This window comes from Cupriavidus sp. SK-4 (assembly GCF_000611125.1).
Lineage (GTDB): Bacteria > Pseudomonadota > Gammaproteobacteria > Burkholderiales > Burkholderiaceae > Cupriavidus > Cupriavidus necator.
The window spans coordinates 19060-45347 of sequence record NZ_JFJW01000180.1 but is presented as its reverse complement, the minus strand read 5'-3'; the positions used below and the strand labels follow the sequence as shown (position 1 = coordinate 45347).

The 26288-nt window shown below is 63.8% G+C and carries 25 protein-coding genes; 9 read left to right on the top strand and 16 right to left on the bottom strand.

All coding sequences use genetic code 11. From position 1 onward, the window contains the following. Positions 1–198: 198 nt before the first annotated feature. Entirely contained in the window at positions 199–630 is a 432-nt protein-coding gene (locus CF68_RS33990) for a hypothetical protein (RefSeq protein WP_035827692.1), read from the top strand. A 146-nt stretch (positions 631–776) separates the two neighbouring features. Here CF68_RS33990 and CF68_RS33985 read toward each other — a convergent pair whose 3' ends face one another. From CF68_RS33985 to CF68_RS33960, 6 genes are all read right to left on the bottom strand, one after another. Beyond that, entirely contained in the window at positions 777–1841 is a 1065-nt protein-coding gene (locus tag CF68_RS33985; protein ID WP_051591816.1) for a porin, read from the bottom strand. 46 nt (positions 1842–1887) lie between these two features. Next, a complete protein-coding gene (locus CF68_RS33980) occupies positions 1888–3240 on the bottom strand; it encodes a M20 family metallopeptidase (protein ID WP_235205979.1) in 1353 nt (450 codons plus the stop codon). Between the two features lie 149 nt (positions 3241–3389). After that, the gene (locus tag CF68_RS33975; protein WP_035827723.1) at positions 3390–4592 is read right to left on the bottom strand and encodes an amino acid aminotransferase; all 1203 of its coding nucleotides are present in this window, start codon (positions 4590–4592) and stop codon (positions 3390–3392) included. Between the two features lie 75 nt (positions 4593–4667). Continuing rightward, positions 4668–5579 carry a fumarylacetoacetate hydrolase family protein gene (locus CF68_RS33970; protein ID WP_035827689.1) on the bottom strand — a complete coding sequence of 304 codons (912 nt, stop codon included), beginning with the start codon at positions 5577–5579 and terminating at the stop codon, positions 4668–4670. Positions 5580–5635: 56 nt separating this feature from the next. After that, positions 5636–6655 carry a tripartite tricarboxylate transporter substrate binding protein gene (locus CF68_RS33965; protein ID WP_161786892.1) on the bottom strand — a complete coding sequence of 340 codons (1020 nt, stop codon included), beginning with the start codon at positions 6653–6655 and terminating at the stop codon, positions 5636–5638. Between the two features lie 64 nt (positions 6656–6719). After that, positions 6720–7613: an MBL fold metallo-hydrolase gene (locus tag CF68_RS33960; RefSeq protein WP_035827687.1), complete on the bottom strand. Its 894-nt coding sequence runs from the start codon at positions 7611–7613 to the stop codon at positions 6720–6722. Between the two features lie 121 nt (positions 7614–7734). Between CF68_RS33960 and CF68_RS33955 the strand changes: the two genes are divergently transcribed. Continuing rightward, positions 7735–8709 (top strand): LysR family transcriptional regulator, encoded by a 975-nt coding sequence (locus CF68_RS33955; protein WP_084187592.1) that lies wholly within the window; start codon positions 7735–7737, stop codon positions 8707–8709. Positions 8710–8865: 156 nt separating this feature from the next. Here the strand turns inward: CF68_RS33955 and CF68_RS33950 are convergent, their stop codons facing one another. From CF68_RS33950 to CF68_RS33940, 3 genes are all read right to left on the bottom strand, one after another. Then, positions 8866–9948, bottom strand: coding sequence for a porin (locus CF68_RS33950; RefSeq protein ID WP_161786891.1), 1083 nt, complete (start codon positions 9946–9948; stop codon positions 8866–8868). A 146-nt stretch (positions 9949–10094) separates the two neighbouring features. Continuing rightward, positions 10095–11054 (bottom strand): NAD(P)-dependent oxidoreductase, encoded by a 960-nt coding sequence (locus CF68_RS33945; RefSeq protein ID WP_035827685.1) that lies wholly within the window; start codon positions 11052–11054, stop codon positions 10095–10097. Between the two features lie 9 nt (positions 11055–11063). Continuing rightward, positions 11064–12053, bottom strand: coding sequence for a tripartite tricarboxylate transporter substrate binding protein (locus CF68_RS33940; RefSeq protein ID WP_035827683.1), 990 nt, complete (start codon positions 12051–12053; stop codon positions 11064–11066). 356 nt (positions 12054–12409) lie between these two features. Here CF68_RS33940 and CF68_RS33935 point away from each other — a divergent pair, with 356 nt between their 5' ends. After that, positions 12410–13126, top strand: a complete 717-nt coding sequence (locus CF68_RS33935; RefSeq protein ID WP_011616464.1) for an FCD domain-containing protein — start codon at positions 12410–12412, stop codon at positions 13124–13126. Between the two features lie 8 nt (positions 13127–13134). On the opposite strand, the gene CF68_RS33930 is transcribed toward CF68_RS33935, so the two are convergent. The 5 genes from CF68_RS33930 to CF68_RS38865 form a co-directional block, all read right to left on the bottom strand. After that, positions 13135–13518: a RidA family protein gene (locus CF68_RS33930; protein WP_035827680.1), complete on the bottom strand. Its 384-nt coding sequence runs from the start codon at positions 13516–13518 to the stop codon at positions 13135–13137. Next, positions 13518–14393 carry an alpha/beta hydrolase gene (locus CF68_RS35655; protein WP_051591814.1) on the bottom strand — a complete coding sequence of 292 codons (876 nt, stop codon included), beginning with the start codon at positions 14391–14393 and terminating at the stop codon, positions 13518–13520. The genes CF68_RS33930 and CF68_RS35655 overlap by 1 nt, the downstream gene beginning before the upstream one ends. 162 nt (positions 14394–14555) lie before the next feature. Beyond that, complete coding sequence (locus CF68_RS33920; RefSeq protein WP_200872629.1) at positions 14556–16139, bottom strand: MFS transporter; 1584 nt, start codon at positions 16137–16139, stop codon at positions 14556–14558. Positions 16140–16313: 174 nt separating this feature from the next. Further along, entirely contained in the window at positions 16314–16859 is a 546-nt protein-coding gene (locus tag CF68_RS38870) for a BBE domain-containing protein (RefSeq protein ID WP_235205978.1), read from the bottom strand. Beyond that, positions 16860–17717, bottom strand: a complete 858-nt coding sequence (locus CF68_RS38865; protein ID WP_235205977.1) for an FAD-binding oxidoreductase — start codon at positions 17715–17717, stop codon at positions 16860–16862. 134 nt (positions 17718–17851) lie between these two features. Between CF68_RS38865 and CF68_RS33910 the strand changes: the two genes are divergently transcribed. Then, positions 17852–18778, top strand: a complete 927-nt coding sequence (locus CF68_RS33910; protein WP_035827676.1) for a LysR substrate-binding domain-containing protein — start codon at positions 17852–17854, stop codon at positions 18776–18778. 15 nt (positions 18779–18793) lie between these two features. On the opposite strand, the gene CF68_RS33905 is transcribed toward CF68_RS33910, so the two are convergent. Next, the gene (locus CF68_RS33905) at positions 18794–19258 is read right to left on the bottom strand and encodes a YaiI/YqxD family protein (RefSeq protein WP_035827674.1); all 465 of its coding nucleotides are present in this window, start codon (positions 19256–19258) and stop codon (positions 18794–18796) included. 115 nt (positions 19259–19373) lie between these two features. Then, complete coding sequence (locus CF68_RS33900) at positions 19374–20348, bottom strand: LysR family transcriptional regulator (protein WP_035827671.1); 975 nt, start codon at positions 20346–20348, stop codon at positions 19374–19376. A 129-nt stretch (positions 20349–20477) separates the two neighbouring features. Between CF68_RS33900 and CF68_RS33895 the strand changes: the two genes are divergently transcribed. Genes CF68_RS33895 through CF68_RS33875 form a run of 5 tightly spaced genes read left to right on the top strand, consistent with a single transcriptional unit; the run spans position 20478 to position 26166 of the window. Further along, positions 20478–21458 carry an aldo/keto reductase gene (locus CF68_RS33895; RefSeq protein ID WP_035827668.1) on the top strand — a complete coding sequence of 327 codons (981 nt, stop codon included), beginning with the start codon at positions 20478–20480 and terminating at the stop codon, positions 21456–21458. 17 nt (positions 21459–21475) lie between these two features. Next, complete coding sequence (locus CF68_RS33890; RefSeq protein WP_035827666.1) at positions 21476–22297, top strand: carboxymuconolactone decarboxylase family protein; 822 nt, start codon at positions 21476–21478, stop codon at positions 22295–22297. A 13-nt stretch (positions 22298–22310) separates the two neighbouring features. Then, positions 22311–22784 carry a (2Fe-2S)-binding protein gene (locus CF68_RS33885; protein ID WP_035827663.1) on the top strand — a complete coding sequence of 158 codons (474 nt, stop codon included), beginning with the start codon at positions 22311–22313 and terminating at the stop codon, positions 22782–22784. 12 nt (positions 22785–22796) lie between these two features. After that, on the top strand, positions 22797–25028 hold the full coding sequence (locus tag CF68_RS33880) for a xanthine dehydrogenase family protein molybdopterin-binding subunit (RefSeq protein ID WP_035827713.1): 2232 nt from the start codon (positions 22797–22799) through the stop codon (positions 25026–25028). Between the two features lie 49 nt (positions 25029–25077). Further along, positions 25078–26166, top strand: coding sequence for an alpha/beta fold hydrolase (locus CF68_RS33875; RefSeq protein ID WP_035827661.1), 1089 nt, complete (start codon positions 25078–25080; stop codon positions 26164–26166). Positions 26167–26288 lie beyond the last annotated feature (122 nt).

The following is a 26288-nucleotide window of genomic DNA, read 5'->3' as shown; positions in this document are numbered from 1 at the left end:
GAGGGGGTGACCCCTCACCCTACTCGATTTCTTATAAGAAAGCCCGCGTGTCTAAGCGATTCATGCCGCCAAGTAAAAGGAGGCTGGACGCTCCAGGCCCGAGATGCAGTCCTATGGTAAGGTTGCTGGCATGAGTTTACGGACTTCAACCAGTGACGCATGGGCCGCAGCTATGTGGTGCTGGGAGAGTGATGCAGCGTGAGTGATGCGAAGCAGGATGCGCGGCGCGCGCCGCCGACTGAGAGAGTTTCAACCAGCAGGGCTTTGCGCCTGAGCGTGCCGCCAGAGGCCAGGCCTGCGCCGGTCAACGGGAAAGACTGGCTGCGGCAGAGGAAAGAGCAATTGCAGGCTGCCCGTGCCGCTGCCAGGCAAAGGCGCGATCTGCTAAGAGCCGAAATCATGTCGGCCGTGCAAGATGTTGCCCGAGAGGAACGCACTGCTGCGCGGCTTGAGGCTGAACGCCTGAAGGCGGAAGCCAAGACCGCACGGGCCTACGCGCGGGAGGACGCACGCGCCGCCGCCAAGTTCGAGCGCGGCCAACCAACCCGCTCCGCGTCCAAACGAAAGATGCTTGCTAACGAGAAGCGCAAGCTGGTTTCTTACGCTGATCTGTTGCGGATGCGTGGGTGATCCGGTCATTCCATGGGCCTTGAAACGGACGGTTAATCCGATCCGCCTGCGGGAGCTGACTATCTGCCCTTGGTCAAGGGCCACTCCCCGCTGCGGCGAGACTGCCTGCGAAAAACAGGGACATCGCTACCAATGCCCCTGCCACGTCAGAAGATATGCTTGATGCCGGCAACCACGCCGTTCTGGTTGACACCTGGCGCTACGGTTGAAGCGGTCGCGGCAGACAACGCCGAAGCGCCCTTGTTATCCATATAGGATGCGAGCAGGTATAGCTCGGTGCGCTTGCTCAGCGCATAGAGCGCCGCCAAGGAGTAGCTTGTTGCATCGTTGCCCGAGTGCCGCTGATCGCTGTGGTAGACGCCGCCCCTGAACGTGAATGCAGGCGCAAGCTTGTAGGCGGCGCCCGCCCAGTAGAGGTTGGTCCGCAACGATGGATTTGCCACCGTTCCCTGCAGCAGCCGATATCCCAGCATTGCCGAGAACGAGCCCGAACTCCAGAGCAGGCCTGCCGCGTAGCGGCGTTCGATGTTGTCCTGTGACGGTGCCGTTGTCCCCCGTCGTTGCGTATAGGCTGCCGCCATTCCCAGGTTTCCGACCGTGTAGGAAGCACCGGTGCCTAGTTCCTGCCCGATCCGGTAGCTGCCCGGTACTTCCCCTCCGTTTGCAATTGCGCCGTCGTATCCAAAGCTGTACTGTGCCGTGACGGTCAGGTTGTCCACATCCTTCGTGTATTTGAGCGAGTTGTCCGCGCGCATCGAAAAGGTAACATCGTGCGCGAGCAGGCCGTACGTGGCGTACTGCAGGGGATCGAAGGGCACGAACAACGAGAACAGCGTGTTGATCTGCCGTCCGGCTGTCAAGGTTCCCCATGCACCCGCCAGGCCGACGAAGCTTTGGCGGCCGAACAAACGCCCGCCCTGTGCCGAGACGCCTGTGTCGCCGAAGACCCCGCCTTCGATGGCGAACAGGACGCTGTTGCCACCCCCAAGATCCTCCATTCCCCGCAAGCCCCATCTTGAGCCGGCCACGTTGCCGGCGGACATACGATACTGCGATCCCGATCCGCCATTGCCCGCGTGGCTGAGAAACTCAACGCCCGTGTCCATGACGCCATACAGATTCACCGTGGAACCCTGGGCGAACACCTGCGTACTGACCACCACCCCGATGGCAGCGATGCCAATTGCAATCCGTGAACTTGTCGTTTCCATGCTCTTTGCTATCCAGTCCGTGGTTTTCTGAAAGACGCAGCGGCGCTTAGCGCTGCGTTTTCGTGTTCAAGAATTGCACTGCGGTGGCGACAAAGGCGCGGACCCCGACTCGCATCGCCGATTCATCGATCACAAAGTCGGGAGAATGGTTGGGGGCACCCGGGCGGGCGCCAAATGGCGATGCGTTCAGGAACCAGTAGACCGCCGGCACGCCATGGGAGGCGAATGCCCCGAAATCGTCGCTCCCCATCAGCGGCTTGCCCTCGATGGCGTGGGCCGCGCCTGCCGCCGCCTTGAAGGCCGGAATCAGCAGCTTCGTGGTCTCGGGGTCATTGAAGACGTTGTCATAGCCGCCGGAGCCGACCTCGACTTTGGAGGTCAGCCTCCAGCCGTCCGCAATGCTCTTCACCCGTCTCTGCAAGCTTTCGCCGGCCGTAGCCAGGTTGTCCCGGGACAATGACCGGATGGTGCCGCCGATCTCCGCGGATTCCGGAAGGATGTTCATTTTGACGCCGCTCTGCAGCATGCCGACGGTCAGGGTCGTATTCCCCGCTTGCTGGTCGAGCTGATGGCTGACGATGCTCTGCAGTGCCAGGACCACCTCGGCCGCCGCGATCACAGGATCATTGGCTTCCCACGGCGAAGAACCGTGGCCGCCTTTCCCGGCCAGCTTGATTTTGAAGTTGCTGGCTCCAGCCATGAAATCGCCGGGGCGGTACGAGATCGACCCCGATGGCGCGCGTGCCGAAATATGCTGTCCCAGGATCAGATCCACCTTGGGGTTGTCGAGCACACCCGCCGCCAGCATCCTGACGGCGCCGCCATTGCCCGGCCCGCCTTCCTCGGCGGGCTGAAAGAGCAGGACCACGGTGCCGGGCAAGTCCTTCTGGATTCTGGAAAACACCTGGGCGGCGCCAAGCAGCATCGCTACGTGGGTGTCGTGCCCGCAGGCATGCGCGACATGGGTCTCCTTGCCCAGGTAGGTCGCCTTCGCTGTGGACTTGAATGGCAGCTCATTGCGCTCCTGGATGGGCAGCCCGTCCATATCGGCACGAAACGCCACCACCGGGCCCGGCTTGCCACCGCGCAATACGGCCTTGATGCCGGTCCCCGCGATCCCGGTCTGCACCTGGAAACCGGGCATCCCGGCCAGCGCGTCGGCGATGTACTTCGCCGTTTCCTTCTCCTGCCACGGCAGCTCGGGATGCTGGTGGATATGGCGCCGCCAAGAGATCACCTGCGGTTCAGTTGCATCGGCATACGACAGCGCCTGATCCAGAAGGGCGGGATCTGCTGACGCTGATCCCACAATCACCGACAGGCCGGTACTGATGATCCACTTCCCGAGCGGATATCGTCGGGCGCCCATCCTTATCTTGCATGTCTCCTCTTGTTGCATCTCGGCCAGTCTCCTCTTTTGCGTTGTAATTTCTTTCTTGTTTCTGCTTGCCCGCGCGGTTCGTGCGAGCGTTCTCCCCGCCATCTTGTTGATGGCAATGGATGACGTATCGGTAGGGCGGCGCGTGCTCGCGCGCCGCGTTCAGCGGATCAGTCGCGCTTGTAGCTCAGGACCATCGCGATGGCGCGCGCGACATGGTCGACGTTGTCGACCGTGAGGCCTGCCACACAGAGCCTGCCGGACTTCAGCAAGTAGACCGCGTGTTCCTTGCGCAGCCTTTCCACCTGCTGCGGCGACAGTTGCATGTAGCTGAACATGCCGCGTTGCGCCTCGACATAGCGGAAGTCCATCTCCCCGTGCGTCAGCGCGGTCAACGACCAGCACAGTAGTGAGCGCAGGCCGACGAGCCGGTCCCGCATGCTCTTCAGCTCTGTTTCCCAGGAAGCCCGAAGTTCCGGCGTGCTCAGGATATGCCCGATCAAGACCGCCCCGAAGGTAGGCGGCGTGGAGTAGTTGCCGCGGATAAGGGACTTGACCTGGCCGAGTACCTTCTGTGCTTCCTCCTCGCCGCGGCACACCACGCTCAGGGCGCCGCAACGCTCTCCGTATAACGAGAAGTTCTTCGAGAACGAGCTGGCAACGAGAAACTCCACCCCGGCACGGGCCATCATCCGGATGGGAAGCGCATCGTCGTCCAGCCCCTCGCCGAAGCCCTGGTAGGCAAGATCGAAAAAGGGAATGAGATCGTGATTCGCGCACAGCGCGACGATCTCTCCCCACTGGGAGTGCGACAAGTCCACGCCGGTCGGATTGTGGCAACTGGCATGCAGGACCACGATGGATCCCTTGGGCAGCGAGCGCAAGGTCTGCGCCATCTCGGCAAAGCGAACCTCCCCGGTCGCCGCGTCATAGTAGGGATACTTGTGAACGGTGAAACCTGCCTGGCCAAAGACCTGCTCGTGGTTCTCCCAGGTCGGATCGCTCACCCATACCGCAGCGTCCGCGCAGGTACGGCGCAGGAAGTCCGCCCCGAGCTTCAACGCGCCGGTGCCGCCGATGCTCTGGACAGTCGCCGTGCGCCCAAGCAGCGGCGCGTCATTGCCGAAGATCAGTCCCTTGGTCGCTTGCCGGTACGATTCCAGGCCCGGAATCGGCAGGTAGGGGTGCGTGGCGGCCGCTGGCAGCAGCTGCGATTTCGCGGCGCGCACTGCCGCCATGGCAGGGATACGGCCATCCTCGTCGAAATACGTGCCGATACTCAGGCTGACCTTGTTCGGATTCGGATCCTTCTGGAAAGCTTCCACCAATGCAAAGATCGCATCGCCCGCATAGGTGGGAACCGCTGAGAAAATTGAGCGCATAGAGTTGCCTGAAATATGGATGCCACCTGGATGGTTGGACGGGCGCGTCGGAGGGCGGCCAGCCCATCAACGGGACGGCTGTACCTGCACTGAGATCGAACCGATGCCGTCGATGGTTGCGCAGACCTCGTCTCCCACCTTGAGGAAGGTTCCCCGGGGCGCGCCGACGCCTGCCGGCGTGCCGGTCAGTATCACGTCACCGGGCTCCAGCGTCATGATCCGAGACAGTGTGACCAGTTGCTCCCGGAGATCGAAGACCATGCCGCTGGTCGATGCGTCCTGCATGACTGCGCCGTTGACGCTGAGTTGCAGGTGCAGGTTCATCGGATCGGGGATGAACTGCGCCGGAATCAGCCGCGGGCCGAGCGGGCAACTGGTGTCGTGCGCCTTGCCGGCGACCCAGTCGAGCTTGTAGAACGTGTCCGGTGCCTTGTTCAAATCTCGCGCGGACAGGTCGATGGCCACCGTATAGGCTGCGACATGATCCAGGGCACCTTCCAGGCCGACGTTGCGCGCGGTCTTGCCGATCACCATGGCCAGCTCGACCTCCCAGTCCAGGCGCTGGCAATCGATCGGCATCCTGACGGTCGGGCCCGGGCCGACGATGGCCTGGCGCGGCGGCTTGAAAAAGAAGAACAGCCGCTGCGCAGACTTGTCCGCCGCATTCGGCACGCCCATTTCCGCGAGATGGTCATAGTAGTTGGCGCCCGCGCAAAGCACCTTGCCGGGGTAGAGGATGGGTGCAAGGGATGGGCTGTCGCTGCTCACCTCGTGCCCGGAGAGGGCTTCCTGCCTGGACGCGATCTGCTCGAGCAACGCGACCGAGGCGGGCCAGTCGTCAAAGAGGCCCCTGACGGACGTGGCCAGCGCGGGGATATCGAGAACCCTGGCACAAGCCGCGAGAGGATAGGCCTGCCCGTTGATCTCGATGCAGCCAACGGGTACGGAATCGATTTCTACAGTTTTGAGTGAGAACATTTCGGATGACTATGCGGCAATAGTGAGTGCAATGGATGTGGTGGGATCGCCGCCGGTCAGTCGAGCACGAACTTCGAGCTTGCGACGATGTCGCGCCATTTCCCGAGTTCGCCCTGCGCCAGGCTATCGAGCTGCTGCGCGGTGCCGCCCGCGGGCTTCATGCCAAGCTCCACGAGTTTTTGTCCGACCTGCGGACTGGCAAGGATCTTGTTGACCGCCGCGTTCAGTCTGCCCACGACGGCCGGGGGTGTCTTCGCCGGTGCGTACAGTCCGGCCCAGCCGGATGTTTCCAGATCGCCAAGGCCCAGTTCCCGGATCGTCGGCGTGCCGGGCAGGCTGCGCTCGCGTTGCGGCCCGAAGATCGCCAGCGTTCTGATCTTGCCGGACTGGACCATCGGCACGACCTCGCCGGCGTCCATCACGATCGCGTTGATATGACCGCCGATCAGCGCCGTCACGGCCTCCTTGCCACCCTTGAAGCCGACGTGCTCGAGCGCGATGCCCGTGCGCCTGGCCAGCGACACCCCCAGGAAATGCTGCAGGCTGCCGGCACCTGACGTGCCATAGAACGCCTTGCCGGGATTCGCCCTGGACCACGCCAGGAAGTCCGCGAATGTCCTGATCGGCGAGTCGCTGGCGACGGCAAGGACCAGGTCCCAGCTCACCAGCTGCGCCACCGGCGTGAAGTCTGAGAACGGCGCGTAGCCCAGCTGCCGGAAGAGATGAGGGTAGAGGAACATGGCAACGCCGGGGGCGACGAGCAAGGTGTTCCCATCCGCTGGCGCGGCCTTGACCACCTGGATCGCAATGCGCGTCTGCGCGCCCGGACGGTTCTCTACCAGGACAGGATGGCCTGTCTCCGCGGCAAGCTTGTCGGCGACGATCCTGGCTACCGTATCGAACGACCCACCGGCTGGCAGGCCGACGACAATCTTCGATGCCTGGTCCTGGGCATGGCTGGTCGAAACAGACGCCACCGCAAGGAATGCGAGCGCCACGCTCCTCAATCGACGCATCTGGGAAATTGCGATACGCATCTTGGGCTTCCTGTTGATGTTCGGGCGGCCGGCCCGCATGAAGCGGATCCGACCAGTTCCCTCGCTGGCGCGCCTGGCGTCGCGCAAGGGCATGGGCATGCGATCACAGATCGATGCGCATCAGGTCATGCGCCAGCCGCAACGGCCCGATGTAATGCTTTCGAATGTCCGCCACGATCTCGTCCATCAGGTGCGGGCCCATCAGTTCCACCGGCAGATGCTTGGCAGCGGCGCGCTTGAGGACCGGGCTGGTCGAGTCGAAGTGGCCGAAATGCGTGGCGACCAGGCTCCTGGCGCGAGCCCTGGTCGCAATCTTCCCGAGGTCGGTCGGGCTGGTATGCGAGTACGTTCCCACGCCGGTCTTGGCGCGATGGGCGATAAAGGACTCGGGGAAGGTGCATTCGTGGATCAGCAGGTCAGCGTCCTGTGCCAGCCGGACCATGGCCTCGCACGGCGCGGTGTCGCCGCTGAAGGCGATCACTTTCCCTTCGGCCTCTACCCGAACCCCAAAGCACTCGCAGATATCGCGCGGGATATGTTCCACCCAGTCGACGGAGATCTTGACGTGTCCGTCCTCATACACCACGCCGGGACTGACCTCGCGCACCTCCGGCTGCGCCGCCTCCAGATTCTGCTGCCGCGCCGGGTAGGCGCTGCGGGCCTGGAAGTCGGCGTGATACGCGCCCTGCCCGAACAGGTGGTCGACGAAGTGCTTTGTCCCTTTCGGGCCCAGCACCAGCGGTGCGCCCGTTTTGTTCAGCATCCAGCTCGAAATCACGAAATACGGGTAGTCGCAGATATGGTCGTGGTGCAGGTGCGTCAGAAATACGAAGCCCACCGACGCCGGATCGATATTCGCCCGCACCATCTGGCGCGTGGCGCCTTCCCCGCAGTCGAACAGATAGTTGCGCCCGTTATCGAGCGTAAGCAGGATGGCGGACTGTGCGCGATCCGGGTCAGGCAGCGCGGCGCCGGTGCCGAGCATGGTGATTTTCATGAAGTCTCCGTGGTGGTTCAGTGGCTTGGGATGTATGGGCTCCCTTGAAATTATTGTAGGCTTGCTGTGAAAACCTGTTGATGATCATTCGTGATCCTGTGAAAACCTATAGGAATATTGCATGACCACCCAGCGACACCCGCCTACCACACGCCATATCAGGGCAAGGCTGAGAATCAGGCATCTGGAGTTGCTGCTCGTGCTCGACGAGGTCCGGAGCTTTCACAAGGCCGGCGCGCGCATGGGGATGACCCAGCCGGCGGCCAGCAAGCTGCTGCAGGAGATCGAAGAGATGTTTGGCGTGCAGCTGTTCCTGCGTTCGCGTCGCGGCATCACGCCCACGGCCTTCGGCGATGCGCTGCTGCGCAAGGCCGCATTGCTGCTTTCGGACCTGGACAGCGCGCGCGACGAGATTGAAAGCCTGACCCAGGGCGCAACGGGCCGCATCCGGGTGGGCGTTCTGCAGGTTGCGATACCGGTCTTGCTGCCACGTGCGTTCGCCCGCCTGCAGGCGGATGTCCCGCGCATCAGCCTGCTCTTGCAGGAAGGTACCAATGAGTCGATGCTGGCCGCGCTCGCCAAGGGCGAACTGGATTGTGTGCTGGGGCGAGTCTCAGAAGAATCCTTGCCCGACGCCATTCTGTGGGAGGTGCTGTATCAGGAGCCGGTCTGCATTGCGGCGCGGCACGGCCATCCGTTGTCCAGGCTCAAGCGCATCACGCCGGCCATGCTGGCGCAGCATGCGTGGATCCTGCCGCCAAAGGGCGCGCCGCTACGGCCGACGATCGAGCGCTACTTCCGGGAGCAGGGCGTCACACCGCCGGTGGCGGCGATCGATTCCGTATCGGTGCTGGCCAATGTCATGTTGATGCGGGACACCGACCTGCTGGCCGCGATGCCGCTGGCGGTGGCGCAGCACTACGCGGAAATGAACCTGCTCACGATCCTCAGCGCGCGTCCCGACTGGACCTTGCCTCCCGTCGGCATCGCCACCCGCGCGGACGTGCCGGCCTCGCCAGTGCTGGAGGCCTTCCGCGCCACGCTGTTCGCGACAGCAAGCGAACTAGACACACAGAGGCCAGCGCGCCGACATTAGACGCCCGCAGAGGCGCCCAGCGGTGCGTACTTTGCACGATAGCCTGTGCTCTTAATCTGGTGCCTGCCTATGAGAAAGGCCCGATGCGAGCATTTGCTGGCATCGGGCAAGAAGGCCAGTGGGCACGACCCCACCGGACGGTAGGCGGCAGAGAGGTCAGAAAGTGTGGTTGATACCAACGTTGAAAGCAGAGTTGCCGGCGAGCGGGTTGCCGACATCATTGGCATTCCATACGCGGTAGAAGCCGGACTTGGCCGTGTTCGCCGCGCGATTCCAGATGTGGGCGTAAGACGTATAGAGCCTGGTCCGCTTGGAGAGGTTATGTACGTAGCCGATCGCAAACTGATGGGCATCGTTGTTGGCGTCGGTCCGATCGTTCTTGTAGATGTATGAGGTCACGACCCGCCCGGCGCCGACTGGAATCGAAGCCCCGACCAGCACGTCTTCCGATTTGAAGTTGGGCGTGCCCGGTACGATGGCGCCCCGGTTGATCACGTAGTTGAGGTAGCCCGTCGCGAGCCCGAAGTCGTACTTGGCGCCGAAGAACACTTCCCGTGCGTTCTTGCCAGGGCCGTTGGCATCATGGGCGTCCGCGTAGGCGACGCGTCCCATGAAGTTCCCCCCCGAGTAGCCAAGTGACGCGCCAAACTGGCTGTTGGTGGCCGCACTGCCGGGCACTTCGCCAAAGCTGTAGGACAGTTCGCCATCGAGGCCGCCGAGTGTGCCCGGCAGGTTGTATTTAAGGGCATTGTCGACGCGGTTGCTGCCGCCTCGCCCGCCGGCTGAAATCAGGTTTGCAGACGTGCCGGCCATGCCGGTCACAAACGGATCGAACTCCACTTGTGCCAACGCCAGCGTTGTATATTGCCGCCCCATCGTGATGCGGCCCGGCGATGCATCGAGTCCGACGTAGGCCTGCCTGCCGAACAGTAAGCCACCCTGACCTGATGCGCCAGTATCCATCAGGATGCCGGCTTCCAGCGTAAAGAACGCTGCCGTGCCCCCGCCTAGTTCCTCGCGTCCGCGCATGCCAACGCGCGAGCCTGACATCATGCCGCTCGTGACCTTTGTTACCGAACCAGCTGCCGCGCCGTTTTCGTGTACCAGCCCGACGTCCGCTACGCCATACAGATTCACGCTGGACGACTGTGCCGCGGCATATACCGAGTGCCCACCTGCGCCGAATGCCACCGCCGCGCCGAGCACGCATCTTGCCAACATCGCCCGCTTCATTCCCATATCGGTTCTCATTCTAAATTTTTTAAAATATGCAAATATGTATGAAATATCTAAATTTTTGCGTGGCGCGCACGAGGGCACCAGTCAGCCTGGTGGACTGTGAGCCTGCTCCTGGTTGGGGTCCTGCGGGGTGCGGCGGCGCAGATCTACAGCATTGCAGCGAAGTGCCGCGTGGTCTCCAGTAGCGAATAGGTGGCCTTGAAGCCGATTTCGCGTTGAGCGGCACCGTCGTCGGACGGCGCCGGTCGCACATACGGAAATCCGGCAAAGCCGCCCTCGGGTAGCCTGAGATCGGTGGTCTGCAGCGCCGGATAACATTGGCGCACGACATCGATGAACGCTTCAACCGAGAACCATTCGCCGGTAGCGATGTTGTACACGCGTTGACGCGGTGCGGGTGCGGTCAGTGCAGCGATGTTGGCGATAGCGCAGTCCCGGGCATCGATGAATTCCTCACGGCCGTTCCACAACAGGATAGGATCGTCCAGCCTTGCAGGCACTCCGGTGCGTCCGGCTTCGAGCAGTGTGGCCAGTAGCCGGCCCGGCACACTGGTGACCGCGTCCCGTCCCGCGCCGAGCACAGCGCCGTAGCGCAGCACGACCGCATCGACGTCATAGAGCGAGGCGTAGGCGAGCGCGAGATGCTCGCCAGCCAGCTTGGTGGCGGCATAGATGCTGCCAGGCCGTTCGCTGAGGACCCGCAACGGGAAATCCTCGGCGATCGGTGTAGCCGGCAGGGACGGGAAGGCTGAGTACATGACGGTGGTCGAGCTGGCAATCACGACACGCGAGAGCTTACGCTGGCGTGCCAGCTCAAGAACGTTTGCCGTTCCCATCGTATTGACCCGGATGCCGGCGAGTGGATCCTTGCGAATGGCAGTGGAAAGCAAGGCCGCCGTATGGACGATAGTGGTGACCCCATGCTCGTCCACCAGGCGGGACAATGCGTCGTAGTCGGCCACATCGCACAATGCCAGCGGCAGCGCGCCCAGTTCAGCGGAATCGGGCCGCCTGACGTCGGCGAGCAGCACAGATTCTCCCCGGGCCAGCAACTGTGCGGCGGTCAGGCGGCCGATCAGGCCGGCGCCGGTGACTAATATCGTCATGGTTGTTCCTCAGTCGGCCTGAATGCCGAATTCCTTGACGATCCGGCCATAGCGCTCGTAGTCGGCAGCGATCAGCTTGCCAAGGGAGGCTGGGTCGCTGCCCTGCGGCGTCACGGCAACCGTTGCCATCCGGGCGACAACGTCCGGCATTTTCAGGATGTCGTTGAAGTGCTTGTTCAGCGTCAGAACCAGTTCCGGAGACATGCCCTTCGGGCCCACCACGGCCTGCCAGGCACCGACCTCGACATCCTTGTAGCCAAGCTCGGCCAGGGACGGCACGTTCGGCGCGAAAGGCGAGCGCTTCTTGTCCGCGACGGCCAGCGGAATCAGCTTGCCCGACGGGAAGTACTGGGACACCGGCCCAAGCGTGGAGTACATCATCGGCACCTGCCCACCCAGCAAGTCGACCACCGCGGGGGCGCTGCCGCGGTAGGGGATCTGCGTGAGCTTGATGCCGGCCGATTTGTTGAACAGTTCCGCCAGTATGTGCATTGGCGACCCGTTGCCCGGACTGCCATAGGTTTTCAGCGTACCGGCTTTAGCATGCGTGACGAAGTCTTCCATCCGGGTGACACCGGCGGCCTTGTTGACCACAACGAACAGCGACTGCGTGCCGAGTAGCGTGATCGGCGTCAGATCCTTGCGCGGGTCGTAGGAGGCACCCGTGCCGGGCCGCAGCACGTGCGGAGAGATCGAGATTGTGTTCGGGGCGAACAGCAGCGTATAGCCATCCGGCGCAGCCTTTGCCACGTACGCCGTGCCAATGGTGCCGCCGGCGCCGGTGCGGTTCTCCACCACGACAGGTTGCCCAAGCCGCGCAGTCAGCTTCTCGGCAAAGAGGCGTGCCAGCACATCTGTATCGCCGCCGGCTGGATAGGCCACGAGAAGCGTGACCGGCTTGGTTGGATAGCTGCCCTGTGCAGTGGCCCCGCCCGCTGCAAGCAGGGTGGCAATAGCTGTCAGGGCAACCAATGCCCGGCGTCTCGCGGATTTCTTCATGTGATCCAACTCCTCTAGGTGCATTGCGGCCCGCCGGGCCTCACAGCAGATCCGGCGCTCACCGCGCATTGTTCATATATGAAACGGTGTCTCAATGAACACTCGTAAAAATTATAAATTTATATCTATTGAATAAAAGATGGAGTTTACCCTGCGTGGGCGACGCGCGGAAATGGGCCTGTTCCGGCTGCGGACGGGCGAAATTCAGGCCTGAATCGGTAATCCTACCGGCCCGGCGGCATCTGCTCTGGTCATCGGGTAGTGCAAAATTTCGTTGTTGGAGGTAAATTTATGAAATTTCCGGTGTCCTATAGATGCCGGCCAGCCCTTGCCGCTCATCCATCCAACAACAAATCATGCGGACTTCCGATTTGCCGCGCAGGCTGCAGCACGCAGAGCCGGCGCCGACCCAGACCATTTCCGAGAAGGCGTATCAACTGCTGCGCGCAGACATCATTGCGGGCAGCCTGGCCCCTGGGGAAAAGCTTCGTCTGCAGGCATTGCAGGAACGCTACGAACTCGGCGTGAGCCCGATCCGCGAGGCCCTGATGCTCCTCTGCGGCGAAGGGCTGGTCAGCAATGAGGGCCAAAGAGGCTTCAGCGTGACCAAGCTCTCCAGGAGTGATCTGCTCGATCTGATGCATGCGCGCACCTCGATCGAACTGCTCCTGCTGGCCGATGCCATTGAGCATGGCGACGATGACTGGGGCGCGAACATCATGGCCGCCTATTACAAGCTGACCAGGGCGCGGCTCCCGACCGATGCATCGGACACGGTTGCAGTGGAACTGTGGGAAACGGCTCACCGGCGCTTTCACCTCGCGCTGGTTGCTGCGGCTACGTCGAAGTGGCTACTGCGCATCGACGAACAACTGGTCGACCATTCTGAGCGGTATCGTCGAATTCGCCTGGCCTACCCGCGCTCGAGCAAGGAACTGGCCGACGATGTGTTGAAGGAACACCTGGACCTCATGGAGGCGGTGCTCGCGCGCGACACGGAGAAAGCCTCCGCGCTGCTGCGGCACCACCTGATGCGCACCGCCGAAGTCCTCAGCAAGCGCTTTGCCGACTAGCCCCAATTTCAGGGCTTGTAGGGCAGCGCGACATACGCCACGATTTCGATGCGCATACCTGGCACTACCAATGCCTTGGCGATCACCGTCGAGCGGTTTGGATAAGGCGGGGCGAAGAACTCTCTATAGACCGCATCGACTACCGGCACGTCATCGGCTTCCAACAGGGTGATCAGCACCTGCACCACATCGTTCAGGTCCGCGCCCGCTGCTTCGGCCGCTAACTTCAGGTTCTCAAACGTCAGGCGGGCCTGCCGCGCGATATCGCCGGTATCCACCGACCCGTCCGGACGGACTGGACCGTGCGCCGTGAACAGCAGACCTGCGGCCTGGGTTGCCCAGGAAAATGGCTGCGCTGGGGTGGGCAAGCCAGTCTCAATGACTTGCTTCACTATGAGGTCTCCTTGACGAGTTGCGCGAGCCGCGCATACCAAGGGTGGGACGGGTCCGAAAGCGCAGTATGCGTGCGGAAATGATCCTCGCCCGCGAGCATGTAGCAACCAACGGGAGCCGGCTGCATCCTCAGCATGGCGTACAGGGTGAGGTTGGAGCGGATCACCCGCTCGCTGTCATGTTCGCCGTAGCTGAGTACCATCGGAACGGTATTGCCGGCAGACCACGTCAGCGGACTCATTGCCGCATCCAGCTCCTGCGAATCGAGCAATGCGGTGTACACCCGTTCCTCAAGACTCCCGGGTGCCGGGTTCGGGTGGTGCAGGTTCATGATGCCACTGATGGGCAAGCAACCGCGAATGGCCTGCTGGTCAACACCCATCGCGCGCAGTTGTGGTTTTCGCATCGCCGCCATTGCCGCAATACCGCCGCCTGCCGAGTGGCCGGAAAGATAGATGTGAGAGGGAGAGCCGCCCCAGGTGGCAATGCTTTTCTGCACGGTGGCCAGAAGCAGCGCCGCGTCGTCAAATGCTGCGGGCAACCTATGGGCCGGCGCCAGCCGATATGTGGGCGCAACCAGGACCATGCCCAGATCTATCACCATTGGCGCCAGGAACGAGGCGTATTCCTTATAGCCATTCGTCCAGCCCCCACCATGCCAGAAGATCAGGACAGGCGCGTCGCGCAACCCTCGTGCCGTGAACACGTCGAATCGCTGCCGCTGGTCGGCACCGTATGTGAGGTTGCGCACAGCGACGACGCTTTCCGGTAGGTGTTCGGCCCAGTCAAGAACGGTACGTTCATACGCCACTGCGGCCGCGGACGACAGCGGTGGCTGAGATGGCTCTGGTTCAGTTGCGAACTGGTCTGACATTTTCACTTTGCTTCCATATCAAGTGCGAGCCACCGGCTTGAGCCGCTCCTCGTAGTTTGCAAAATATACATCTCAATTACACATGTTTGCAAGACAGAAATTTATAAATTAAAGGCGCGGGGCGCCGATAGGCACCGGACGCGTCCGGCGACACGAGGCATATCACCTGCGGGGTTGGATGGTCGCCACCGCGAGACCCGCTCCGGCGAACGCGCACACAGCGGACACCAGCGCAATGGCGCGCAGCGCGTCGGTGATAGCTTCGGCTTCCGCCTGCGCCATGGGTGTCCGAGTCGGCAAATGGGCGTCGCCCGCTGCCGCCCCGGCTTGCGCGCCCGGCTCCAGCAACTGCCCGGTCCGGCGTGCGTCCCTGGGAACATCCAGTTCATCGAGCCGCGCCGACAGCGACGCTTGGTGCGACCACACGAACACGATGCCGAGCACCGCAATCGCCAGCAGGCTCGCCACACGTGCAACCGCATTGTTGATGCCGGATGCGACGCCTGCGTGCTCGCCCGGCACCGAGCCCATCACAATCGTCGTGAGTGGCGCGACGGTGATCGTCATGCCGAGCCCGAGCACGGTGAGCGCAGGGAAAATTCCGGCCCAATAGCTGCCGCGCACGAACGGCAACGCCAGCATCACGAATCCGATTCCCGCGATACCCGGGCCAGCGCTCAACAGGATCCGCGACCCGAAGCGGCTCGTCAGGCCGCCGGTGAAGCGCGACAGCAAGCCGATGATGGCCGGCACCGGCAGCAGCGCCGCGCCCGCCTCGGTTGCGGTGTAGGCATGTGCGCGGATCAGCGTGAACGGCAGGAAGAACAGTGCGCCGCTCAGGCCGAAGTAGAGCAGCAGTGTGACGAGGTTGGCGCCGGTGAAATCGCGTGAGCGGAACACGTCGAGCGGCATCATGGGGTGACGGCTGTTCGCTTCGATCATCACGAATGCGACCAGCACGAACGCGCCCGCGCCGATCGCGCACAGTACAAGCGGATCCGCGAAACCGCGCGCGGACGCCTCGGTCAGACCATAGGTGAGGGCCGCGAGCCCCGCTGCGACGCTAAGCGCGCCGGGCCAGTCCAACCGTTGAGGCGCATCGAGCTTGTGGCTGTTCGGCACCGACAAAATCGCGAGCGCGATCGTCACCGCTGCAAGCGGGACGTTGAGGAAGAATATCGCGCGCCACGACAACACGTCGACGAGCCAGCCGCCCGCCACCGGCGCCGCCGCGGACGTGATCGCCCCGACGGCCGCCCAGGTGCCGATTGCCCGTCCGCGCGCTTCGCCTTCGTACACCGCGCCGATGATCGCGAGACTACTGGGTACGAAGAGTGCTGCACCAATGCCCTGCGCTGCGCGCGCGGCGATCAGCGAATTCGCGTCCGGCGCGAACCCGCAAGCGGCCGACGCCAGCGTGAAGACCCCGATGCCCGCAATGAACACCGTGCGGCGGCCGAGCTTGTCGCCCATCGATCCGCCCACCAGCACGAGGGACCCGAGAAAGAGCAGGTAGGCGTTAACGATCCACTGCATTGCCGCGACGCTCGCGCCGAGTTCGCTCTGAATGGCGGGTAGCGCGACATTGACGACGGAGCCGTCGATGAACGCCATGCTTGAGCCGAGGATGGTCGCGGCGAGTGCCAGACGCTTGCGCCGGCACGCGCGGTCGACCGCGGTGGGCTGCGTGCGGATGACGAGCTCGTCGCACGGGCTTGCTTGTGCAGCGACGACGTGCGCGGTCATTTGGTCGCTATCGGGAAGATCCGGGTTGGCCAAGGTCGCTCCCGAGCCGGTCGATGGTGACTAGCATAGCAGCGGGAGTGCGGGACCGCGGTAACTGACGGTGGCTTACGACTCGGGCGTTACGTGGCAGGCGGCGGCACGCCAGGTTGGCCACCGCCGCCGTCAGAGATTCCTTTAAGCCACGGCCCCGGGCCGAACATTCTGGTTCAGACGAAAGAAGTTGGCCGGGTCGTATTTGTTCTTGAGCTCGACGAGCCTTTGGAAGTTCTCCCCATAGGCGGCCCGTACCCTGTCCTCTCCCTCCTCGCCCAGATTATTCGCATAGACCCCGCCCGTCGAGAACGGCCGGATAGCGTCCCACGTTTCACGCGCCCACCGTACATTCGCTTCATCGTCTGCCGGATTGTCCCAGATCGAGATGGGGAAGCAGTCGTAGAGCGCATCGCGGTTTACGTAGGGTGTCTCCGTTCTGGGGACCCGGGCAATCGCCCCGCCAACCTGCTGCAAAACCAGCAGTGGCATGGCGCCACGCGCGTTCGCGTAGGCATTGAGCAACGTATCGATGGCCGGATCCGCGAGCTCGCGCAGGAACTGTGCCTTCCAGTAGTAGCGGCGCCCGCGGGGAAAGATGGCGTCGCCGGCGCGCTGGATCTGCAGGTAAGGGGTCGCTTCAAACCGGCACTCGGCTGGGGCTCCATAGTCCTTGAGCGGCGCGAGCACTCACTCACCTTCCGTGATCGGTCCGACATAGCATGCCGAGAGGCTCAGGAAGCGCTCGCCAGACGGCGTGGTCACGAGGGCTGCATCGACGCTGAGTTCGTCCGGCGCCTGGCTCGCAAACGCATGGTAGAACCGCAAGGCGTCCCGCGCCTGGTCGTAGCGATGCAGCACGGATCCGCTCAGAAGCATCGGCCCGACAGGATGAAGCCGGTACTCGAATGCCGTCACAATGCCGAAGTTCCCGCCGCCGCCGCGAAGGCCCCATAACAGGTCCGCGTTCTCGGTGGCACTGGCTCTCAGCATGCGGCCATCGGCCAGCACGATCTCGGCCGCGATCAGGTTATCGCAGGCCAGGCCATGTTTACGGCCTAGCCTGCCGAAGCCGCCGCCAAGCGTCAGCCCGGCGATGCCTGTATCGCTGTTGACCCCCATCGTCGTCGCCAGCCCGTGCGACTGGGTCGCGCTGTCGAATTCGCCCAGCCTCAGGCCTGCACCCGCACGCGCAATGCGGTGTACCGGATCGATTTCGATCTGTTTCAGGCGCGACAGATCGATCACGATGCCGTCGTCGCAGACGGACAAGCCGGCGACATTATGGCCTCCGCTGCGCAGGGCCACCAGATAGCCGCCTGACCGGGCAAACCTCACGGCACGGCTGACATCGGCGGCATCGGCGCAATAGACGATCATCGCCGGCCGCTTGTCGATAACGCCGTTCCAGACCTGGCGTGCCCTGTCATATCCGTCTTCTCCGCGCAGGATCGCTTCGCCGTTCAGGCTTTGGCGGAATCGTTCCAGGCTCAAGCCGGCGTGCTCCGGCCCGCTTCCGGCACGCCCGGAGATGAGATGCGGATCCATGCTGCCCCCTTTCCATGTCCGGCACAGCGACCTCTGCACCGCGGTTTCCGGATACATGCTTGACGCAAGCAGGAAACGAAGCAAGCTCGAAGAACTCATCTGGCAGATGAGCTCTGCTCATCTACACTCAGTTCATGCGCAAACTGCCACCGCTACGTTCGCTGCGCGCTTTCGAGGCCGCGGCCCGGCACAGGAGCTTCAAGGCTGCTGCGGCGGAACTCGGTGTGACGCGGACTGCCATCAGCCATCAGATCCGGTTGCTGGAGGAAACCTGCGGGCAGAAGCTGTTCCAGCGGCGCCCCCGCCCGCTGGCCCTGACTGGCGCAGGCGCGCAGCTGTTTCCGGCGCTGCGCAATGGCTTCGATGCACTGGCGAGCGCCGTGGCATCGATCGCGGCGACCGACCACCAACTCCCGCTGCGCGTGACGAGCTCGAACGCGTTCGCGAGCCGATGGCTGGTTCCCCGGCTACCCGAGTGGCGTGCATTGCACCCCGGGATCGCGTTGGAAATCATCGGCACCGATGCTGTCCTCGACTTGCGGGCAGGCGAGTCCGATATCGCGATCCGCTACGCGCGAACTTCGCCGGCCGATCATGTCGTGCAGGAGATCTGCCGGGACGCCTTCTTCCCCGTCTACCGGCCGGATTTGCTCGCCACGGATGGCCGGCCCGTTCAGCGGGCCGCAGATCTGCTGCGCTTTCCGCTGATCCATTTCGACTGGATGAACCGGGATCCGGACGCCCCCACGTGGCACAAATGGCTGGCTACCGCGGGCATGATCGACCCCATGTTGATGAACCTCACGGTGAAGTGTGGCCTGAGCTTCCGCGAGGAGCTGCATGCAATTGACGCAGTGGTTGCCGGACAGGGAATCGCAATATGCAGTGATGTTGTGGTCGGCAATGAACTGCGCACGGGGACCTTGGTCAAGGCACATCCCCTTTCCTTGCCAGGCTATGGCTTCTACCTGGTGGCAACCGCTCATCATCCAAGGCAGGCGTCGATTGACGCCTTCGCGGGCTGGATCCGGTCGACGGCGTTGAAGACCGAGCTGATGTAGCGCCGATCCGTCGCCTCAGGCGACGGCACCTGGCGGCGCATGGCGTGCCAGGAAGCGGTCCAATTGGCCAGCGAACGCCTTGCTATCCTGTGGGGCGTACGGTGCCGGTCCGCCGGTATCCACGCCCGAGCTGCGCAGTTGTTCCATCACCTCGCGCATCGTCAGGCGCTCCTGGATGTTCTCACGGCTGAACCAGCTTCCTCGCGGGTCGAGCACATAGGCGCCCTTGTCGAGGGCAGCCGCGGCAAGGACTATGTCCGCCGTAATGACGAGGTCCCCGCTGCTGACCAGCTCGACGATACGGTCATCGGCGACGTCGAAGCCCGCAGGCACTTGCAGTGCCTTGATAAAGCGCGAAGGCGGCGTGCGCATGTACTGGTTGGCAACCAGCGTGACGCACACTCCGACACGTTGTGCGGCCCGATACAACATTTCCTTGACGGCAACCGGGCAGGCGTCTGCGTCAACCAGTACTTGCATCGCGGTACTTCCAATGGAGGGAGGGGACACCCATATTACTGCCTGCGCGTCCCGTTCGTTTGCAATTCGGCCAACGCCGGGTCCGGCGGAAGTCGACCCGAACGCATCTTCGCTTTTACTTTCCCCGCCGCTGCGCATCCTGCCAGCCCCGCGAAGCAGTCCCGAGTTCCTTCTCGGTCAATACGAAAGCAGGCGAGTCCAGCAGGCGGGAAATCGCCAGATCCAGAAATTCCCGTACGCGCTTCGGTTGTGCAGCGCGGCTTCCGTAGTAGATGTGCAGTCCGATGTGAGCGCTCATGTGCTGGAGCAGCACAGGCACCAGTCTTCCGGCACGGATGTGTGCTGCCGCAGAGAAGTTTGCGAGCTGGCCGATCGCTTGCCCGGCGAGCACTGCCTGCAATTCGATTTCGGTGTCGTTGGTCGAGAATGCCGGGGACATCAGCCTATGCTCGAGCTTGCCATCTACCGTCAAATACCAGGGCGATACCTTGCCGGTTGCGGGGTGGCGAAAAACACTGCATCGGTGGGTGACCAGATCGTCCAGCGTGGCGGGAACGCCGTGGCTGGCCAGGTAGGCCGGTGCAGCGCACACGATCATCTGGATCGAGAACAACTGGCGGCCAATCACGCCCTCGCTCGGCGAAGTGCCGATCCTGAAGCCGACATCCATGCGCTCCAATACCCAGTTGCCAATGCCATCGTCAAGCTGGATATCTGGCTGAATGCCGGGATACGCCCGGCAGAACTCATCGAGCACCGGCATGAGGATGGGCGCGAAAGACGACTTTGGACCCACGATGCGCAGGGGCCCGGCAATGTCGTCCTTGGCTTCGCGGGCCATGGCCAGTGCCCGGTCCAGCGCCGCGATTGCCGGCTGGGTGTTCTCGAGCAGGCGCTGTCCTTCTTCGGTAAGCGCCAGGTTCCGCGTGGTGCGGTGGAGCAGGCGAACGCCCAGATGCTGCTCCAGTTGTGCGATTGCCTCGCTGGCTGCCTGTGGCGTCACCCGCTGCGCCTGGGCGGCGCGTCGGATGCTACCCAACTCGACCGCCTTGGCGAACATGGCGATCGCCCTGAATTCGTTGATCGGCATGGCAATCTCCCGACTTGGAAGCCGATTATCAAGTTTTCCTTGTAACTGATGCAAGCGAGAATGGCCTAGTTGGTTGAGACAGCGGTCTTTACAGTCCCGGGTATCGGACCAATTGGACGGGAGACCACCATGCACAAGCGACAACTCGGCAGTTCTGGCCTGGAAGTTTCTGCCCTGGGCTTCGGCTGCATGGGGCTGAGTTTTGGTTACGGTCCCGGACTGGAACGTGCCGCGGCGGTCCAGCTGATCCGCGAAGCTTTCGAGCGCGGGGTGACCTTCTTCGATACCGCCGAAGCCTACGGTGCCTTGAACGAGGAAATGGTTGGTGAAGCCTTGCAGCCGATTCGGGACCAGGTTGTCATCGCCACCAAGTTTGGCTTCAAGGACGGCGATGCCACCAAAGGCATGGACAGCCGCCCCGAGCGCATTCGTTCCGTGGTGGAAACTTCCCTCAAACGCCTGAGGACCGACCGCATCGATCTGCTGTACCAGCATCGCACCGATCCCCGGGTGCCGATGGAGGACGTGGCCGGCGCCGTGAAAGACCTGATCGCTGAAGGCAAGGTGCGCCACTTCGGCCCGTCCGAGGCTGGCGCCGAGTCGATCCGGCGCGCCCTCGCCGTGCAGCCGGTGACTGCCCTCCAGAGTGAATATTCATTGTGGTGGCGCGAACCCGAGCGCGAGATCCTGCCAACCCTCGAAGCGCTCGGCATCGGCTTCGTGCCGTTCAGTCCGCTAGGCAAGGGCTTCCTGACCGGCGCGATCGACCAGAACACGACCTTCGCTAAAGACGATTTCCGCAACATCGTGCCGCGATTCACCCCGGAGGCGCGGCAGGCCAACCAGGCGCTGATCGATGCCCTGGGTGTCATCGCGACGGCCCGGCGGGCCACGCCGGCCCAGGTGGCGCTGGCCTGGCTGCTGGCGCAGAAACCGTGGATTGTCCCCATTCCAGGCACGACCAAGCTGCACCGGCTTGATGAGAACCTCGGCGCGGCGTCCGTGGAACTGTCCGGCGACGAACTGCGCCAGATCCACAGCGCGCTCGATCAGGTCAAAGTCCATGGCGATCGTTATCCCGCAGCGTTGCAGGCACGGGTTGGGCGATGAGTGAGGGAGCACGAAACATGAGAACGTCCATTGCCATTGCAACCCTCGCGCTGTCGATGATGGATGCCGCGGGCGCGGCCGAACCGGACTTGCAGATTTCACGCGCAGCATCGCGCCAGGTCCAGGCGGCGCCGGCGCAAAACTTCACGGGCAGTGTCCAGGTCGAGATGCTGTTCACGCCCACCGGGCCGGACCGCACGTCGGCGGGTACGGTGACCTTCTCTCCCGGAGCGCGCACCGCGTGGCACACGCATCCGCTTGGCCAGACGCTCATCGTCACCGCGGGCGTCGGCCGTGTGCAGCGCTGGGGCGGGCCGGTCCAGGAGATCCGCCCCGGCGACGTGGTGCGCATCCCGCCCAACACCAGGCACTGGCACGGGGCCGCGGCCGACAGCGCGATGACCCACATGGCGATCCAGGAGGCGCGCGATGGCAAGGCCGTGGACTGGTTGGAACAGGTGAGCGACGCGCAGTACAGCGCCGGGATGGCGGCACCGAGACCGGCCGCGCAAGACGCTGCGCAGCCGTCGGTGGCCCAGCGGTGCTTCGGCGACGTGGCGCCCAAGCTGGCGCAACTGACCGACGATGTGCTGTTCGGAGACGTGTGGGCGCGGCCCGGCTTGTCGCCGCGCGACCGCAGCCTGGTCACCGTCAGCGCACTGATCGCAATGAATCGCCCGGACCAGTTGCGCTCGCATATGGCGCTGGCCCGGGAGAATGGTCTTACCGAGGCCGAACTGGTTGAGGCGCTGACGCATCTGGCCTTCTATGCCGGTTGGCCCAGCGCCGTGACCGCGGCCGGCATCGCGCGGGAAACCTTCAACAAGAAGCCACAGTGAAGGAACGGATCCCATGACAGTTCTGAATATCAACGGCCGTGAGCATCCGGTCGATGCCGATCCCGCCATGCCTGTGCTCTGGGCCCTGCGTGACACGCTGGGCCTGACCGGCACCAAGTTCGGCTGCGGCGCCGCGCTGTGCGGGGCCTGTACGGTGCACCTCAATGGCCAGGCCATCCGCTCCTGCGTGACGCCGATCTCGGCGGCGGAAGGACAGAAGCTCCATACCATCGAACAGGTGACCGGCGGCACCGACCGTGTCGGCAATGCCGTTCGCGACGCGTGGGTCAAGCACGACGTGGCGCAGTGCGGCTATTGCCAGAGCGGCCAGATCATGGGTGCCACGGCCTTCCTGAAGTCGCTGCCCAAGGGCAAGCGGCCCAGCGCCTCGGAAATCGATGCCGCGATGGCTGGCAACATCTGCCGCTGCGGCACTTATGCCCGCATCCGCGCTGCCGTCGCCGACGCGGCCCGCGCACTGGCTTGAACAAGGTTGATGATGCAGCCCGATAGCTTCCTCGGAGAACTCCCGCCGGCCCTGCGCCACCTGATCGAACCAGACGACGCGCCGGCCTCCGTGCCCCGGCGTCGCTTCATGAAACTGGCCGGTGCAGGGGGGCTGGCGCTGGGCGTGTTTCCCCTCATTGGCAACAGCCGCGCGGATGCCGCCACGCCGGCAACGTTGAAACCGACGCAGCAGCCCTCCGCGTTCCTGCAGATCGATGCCAACGGCGCGGTCACCGTCGCCGTTAATCGGCTCGAATTCGGCCAGGGCGTCCAGACCGCGTTGCCAATGATCCTGGCCGAAGAGCTTGATGCGGACTGGAGCCGGGTCACCAGTCGCCTCGGCGACAATTCACCGGCGTTCGTCGACCCGACCTCGGGCCTGCATCTCCCGGGCGGTTCGAGCAGCATCCGCAACAGCTACCAGCAATACCGGGAACTCGGGGCTCGCGCCCGGGCAATGCTGCTGGCCGCCGCGGCGGCGCGCTGGAACGTGGACGTCGCCACGCTGCAGACACGCAACGGCCGCGTATCGGGGCCGGGTGGCAGACAAGCCGGTTACGGCGAACTGGCCGATGCCGCCATGGCCCAGCCAGTGCCTGAGACGGTCACGCTCAAGGATCCAAGGGACTTCCGGTTGATCGGCAAGCCTACCGGCCGGCTGGACGCGCGCGCCAAGAGCAGCGGCCGTCAAAGCTTCGGCATCGATATGCGCCTGCCTGGCATGCTGACGGCGGTGATAGCTCGTCCGCCGGTTTTCGGCGCCCGGCTGCGTGCCGTGGACGACCGCGCCGCGCGGGCGGTACGTGGCGTCAAGGGTGTCTTCCGTGTGCCGCTGGATCTGGGAGCCGAGGGCGTGGCCGTGGTTGCCGATAGCTACTGGTCGGCGCGCCAGGGCCGCGAAGCGCTCCAGCTTGACTGGGACGACGACAAGGTCGAGAAGGTGGACAGCACGCGCCAACTGGCCCGGTACCGCGAACTTGCCGGGCAGCCGGGCTCGCGCTGGTTCGACGCCGACATCGCGGCCCTGGCGACGGCACCTCACCGCATCGAGGCGGAGTTCGTGTTTCCTTACCTCGCCCATGCCGCGATGGAGCCGCTCAATTGCACCGTGCAACTGACGGCGGACCGCGCGGAACTCTGGACCGGCTCACAGATGCCGGGCCTTGACGTTACCACTGCGGCCAAGGTGCTGGGCCTCAGGCCCGAGCAGGTGCGCATCCACGTGCAATCGTCGGGTGGCGGCTTCGGCCGGCGGGCGATGGGCAACCGCGACTATGTTGTCGATGCCTGTCGCGTTGCCCGTGCCGCTCGTACGGCAGGACTGAACGCGCCGGTGCGATTGCTCTGGAGTCGCGAAGACGACATGCGCGGAGGCTTCTACCGTCCGATGCACCTGCATCGCGCGCACATCGGCTTCGACCAGCGTGGCCGGGTCCTGGCCTGGGACCATGCCATCGTCGCGCAATCGATCACCGACGGCACGATGTTCGGCGCGTTCATGATCAAGGACGGGATCGACCGAACCGCCGTCGAGGGCATGCGCGAGCCATACCCGCTGCCGATGCGGCTGACGGTGCATCATCCAAAGCTCAATGTGCCAGTGCACTGGTGGCGCAGCGTGGGCAGCACGCATACCGCCTTCGTGATGGAAACACTGGTCGATGAGATCGCGTCGCGCACACGGCAAGATCCCGTGGCTTACCGGCTGAGGCTGTTCGGCGGCCAGCATCCCCGTCATCGGGCGGCGCTTGAGCTTGCAGTCGAAAAAAGCCGGTACGGCAGGAAGCCCTTGCCATCCGGGCATGCCTGGGGCGTGGCGGTGCACCAGTCCTTCGGCACCGTGGTCGCCTACGTGGTCGAAGCTTCCATCCGGGACGGCCGGCCGGTGCTGCATCGGGTAACCGCCGGCGTGCATTGCAACCTGGCGGTCAATCCGCGAACGGTAGAAGCCCAGCTGCAAGGCGCGGCGGTGATGGGTTTGTCGACCTGCCTGCAAGGGGCTGCCATTACGCTGAAGGAAGGGCAGGTCGAGCAGCGCAATTTCGGCGACTTTACGGTCGCCCGCATTACCGACATGCCTGCCTTCGACGTGCACATCGTGCCCAGTGCCGATCCGCCGACCGGCATGGGTGAACCAGGCCTGCCACCGCTCGCGCCGGCGTTCGCGAATGCCATCGCGCGGCTGACTGGCAAGCGGCAACGCGGCCTGCCTTTTCAGCTATAGCCATACGCGGGTATCAGCGAGCGACGGCTCGGGTTCTGAGGATGCTGACATGCTCCAAAATTTTCGTGTTCTTCTTGCCTTGCCACTCATCTGCACAGCGGTCTTCAGCGGCAACGCACTCTCCGCGCCGCGCGCGACAGCCGCGTCCGCGCCGCTTGTGCTCCAGGCCCAGGGCAGCTTCGCGGTCGGCGGCACCGTCGTGCGTAGCCCGGGTACCTACGAACTGGGCAAGGCCGGTCCTGACGGGCAGACGCTGCATGGCGACCATGCGCGCGTGGCTTACCAGATTCCCGTGGACCCGCGCAAGCTGCCCCTGGTGATGTGGCACGGCTTTGGCGAGTTTTCGAAGACGTGGGAGACCACCCCCGACGGTCGCGAAGGATTCCAGACGATCTTCCTGCGCCGCCGCTTTCCGGTGTACCTGCTGGACCAGCCGCGCCGGGGTGGCGCGGGCCGAAGCACCGTCGCCGCGCAAATCGCCGCCGAACCGGATGAACAACGCTGGTTCAACATGTTCCGCCTGGGCGCATGGCCGGACTTCTACCGCGGCGTGCAGTTCTCGAAGGATCCGGAGGCACTGAACCAGTTCTTCAGGCAAATGGTGCCGGATACCGGGCCGTTGGATAACCAGGTGGCGGTCGACGCCGTATCGGCACTCTTCCACCGTATCGGCCCCGGCATCCTGGTCACGCATTCCTACAGCGGCGGGCTGGGATGGCAAGCGGTCATGCGCAACCCGGCCATCCGCGCGGTGGTGTCCTACGAACCTGGCAGCGGTTTCGTGTTTCCGGAAGGGGAGGTGCCTGCGGCAATGCCAAGCCTCACCGGACCCTTGGCCGGCGTGGCGGTGACGATGGCCCAGTTCAAGTCGCTCACGCGCATTCCGATCGTCCTCTACTACGGCGACAACATCCCGACCCAGCCTGGCGCGGACCCGGGGCTGGACAACTGGCGCGTGCGGCTGGCGATGGCGAAGCTGTGGGTCGATGCCGTCAATCGCCATGGCGGCGATGCCAGGCTTGTTCACTTGCCGGACGTCGGGGTACGCGGGAACACGCATTTTCCGTTTTCTGACTTGAACAACTTGCAGGTGGCAGATCTGATGCAGGCGTTCCTGTCGGAGAAAGGGCTCGACTAGGGAAAGCAGTCATTATTGAGCTTTACCTAAATCGCGACACGCTCATCGAGTCTGCCGTCAAGCCCATCACACCGTGCCTTCTTGCCTCCACGAACGTACTCTGCCACGGGCACTCGTCCCAG

Excerpts from the sequence above, each read along its gene's own strand:
- CF68_RS33970 (WP_035827689.1), bottom strand. The coding sequence starts at position 5,579 with ATGTTCTCACTCAAAACTGTAGAAATCGATTCCGTACCCGTTGGCTGC.
- CF68_RS33960 (WP_035827687.1), bottom strand. The coding sequence starts at position 7,613 with ATGAAAATCACCATGCTCGGCACCGGCGCCGCGCTGCCTGACCCGGAT.
- CF68_RS33895 (WP_035827668.1), top strand. The coding sequence starts at position 20,478 with ATGCACAAGCGACAACTCGGCAGTTCTGGCCTGGAAGTTTCTGCCCTG.
- CF68_RS33905 (WP_035827674.1), bottom strand. The coding sequence starts at position 19,258 with ATGCAAGTACTGGTTGACGCAGACGCCTGCCCGGTTGCCGTCAAGGAA.
- CF68_RS33935 (WP_011616464.1), top strand. The coding sequence starts at position 12,410 with ATGCGGACTTCCGATTTGCCGCGCAGGCTGCAGCACGCAGAGCCGGCG.
- CF68_RS35655 (WP_051591814.1), bottom strand. The coding sequence starts at position 14,393 with ATGTCAGACCAGTTCGCAACTGAACCAGAGCCATCTCAGCCACCGCTG.
- CF68_RS33965 (WP_161786892.1), bottom strand. The coding sequence starts at position 6,655 with ATGCGGGCCGGCCGCCCGAACATCAACAGGAAGCCCAAGATGCGTATC.
- CF68_RS33950 (WP_161786891.1), bottom strand. The coding sequence starts at position 9,948 with ATGGGAATGAAGCGGGCGATGTTGGCAAGATGCGTGCTCGGCGCGGCG.
- CF68_RS33880 (WP_035827713.1), top strand. The coding sequence starts at position 22,797 with ATGCAGCCCGATAGCTTCCTCGGAGAACTCCCGCCGGCCCTGCGCCAC.
- CF68_RS33890 (WP_035827666.1), top strand. The coding sequence starts at position 21,476 with ATGAGAACGTCCATTGCCATTGCAACCCTCGCGCTGTCGATGATGGAT.
- CF68_RS33945 (WP_035827685.1), bottom strand. The coding sequence starts at position 11,054 with ATGACGATATTAGTCACCGGCGCCGGCCTGATCGGCCGCCTGACCGCC.
- CF68_RS33900 (WP_035827671.1), bottom strand. The coding sequence starts at position 20,348 with ATGCCGATCAACGAATTCAGGGCGATCGCCATGTTCGCCAAGGCGGTC.
- CF68_RS33885 (WP_035827663.1), top strand. The coding sequence starts at position 22,311 with ATGACAGTTCTGAATATCAACGGCCGTGAGCATCCGGTCGATGCCGAT.
- CF68_RS33910 (WP_035827676.1), top strand. The coding sequence starts at position 17,852 with ATGCGCAAACTGCCACCGCTACGTTCGCTGCGCGCTTTCGAGGCCGCG.
- CF68_RS33875 (WP_035827661.1), top strand. The coding sequence starts at position 25,078 with ATGCTCCAAAATTTTCGTGTTCTTCTTGCCTTGCCACTCATCTGCACA.
- CF68_RS33920 (WP_200872629.1), bottom strand. The coding sequence starts at position 16,139 with ATGACCGCGCACGTCGTCGCTGCACAAGCAAGCCCGTGCGACGAGCTC.
- CF68_RS33980 (WP_235205979.1), bottom strand. The coding sequence starts at position 3,240 with ATGCAACAAGAGGAGACATGCAAGATAAGGATGGGCGCCCGACGATAT.
- CF68_RS33985 (WP_051591816.1), bottom strand. The coding sequence starts at position 1,841 with ATGGAAACGACAAGTTCACGGATTGCAATTGGCATCGCTGCCATCGGG.
- CF68_RS33955 (WP_084187592.1), top strand. The coding sequence starts at position 7,735 with ATGACCACCCAGCGACACCCGCCTACCACACGCCATATCAGGGCAAGG.
- CF68_RS33940 (WP_035827683.1), bottom strand. The coding sequence starts at position 12,053 with ATGAAGAAATCCGCGAGACGCCGGGCATTGGTTGCCCTGACAGCTATT.
- CF68_RS38865 (WP_235205977.1), bottom strand. The coding sequence starts at position 17,717 with ATGGATCCGCATCTCATCTCCGGGCGTGCCGGAAGCGGGCCGGAGCAC.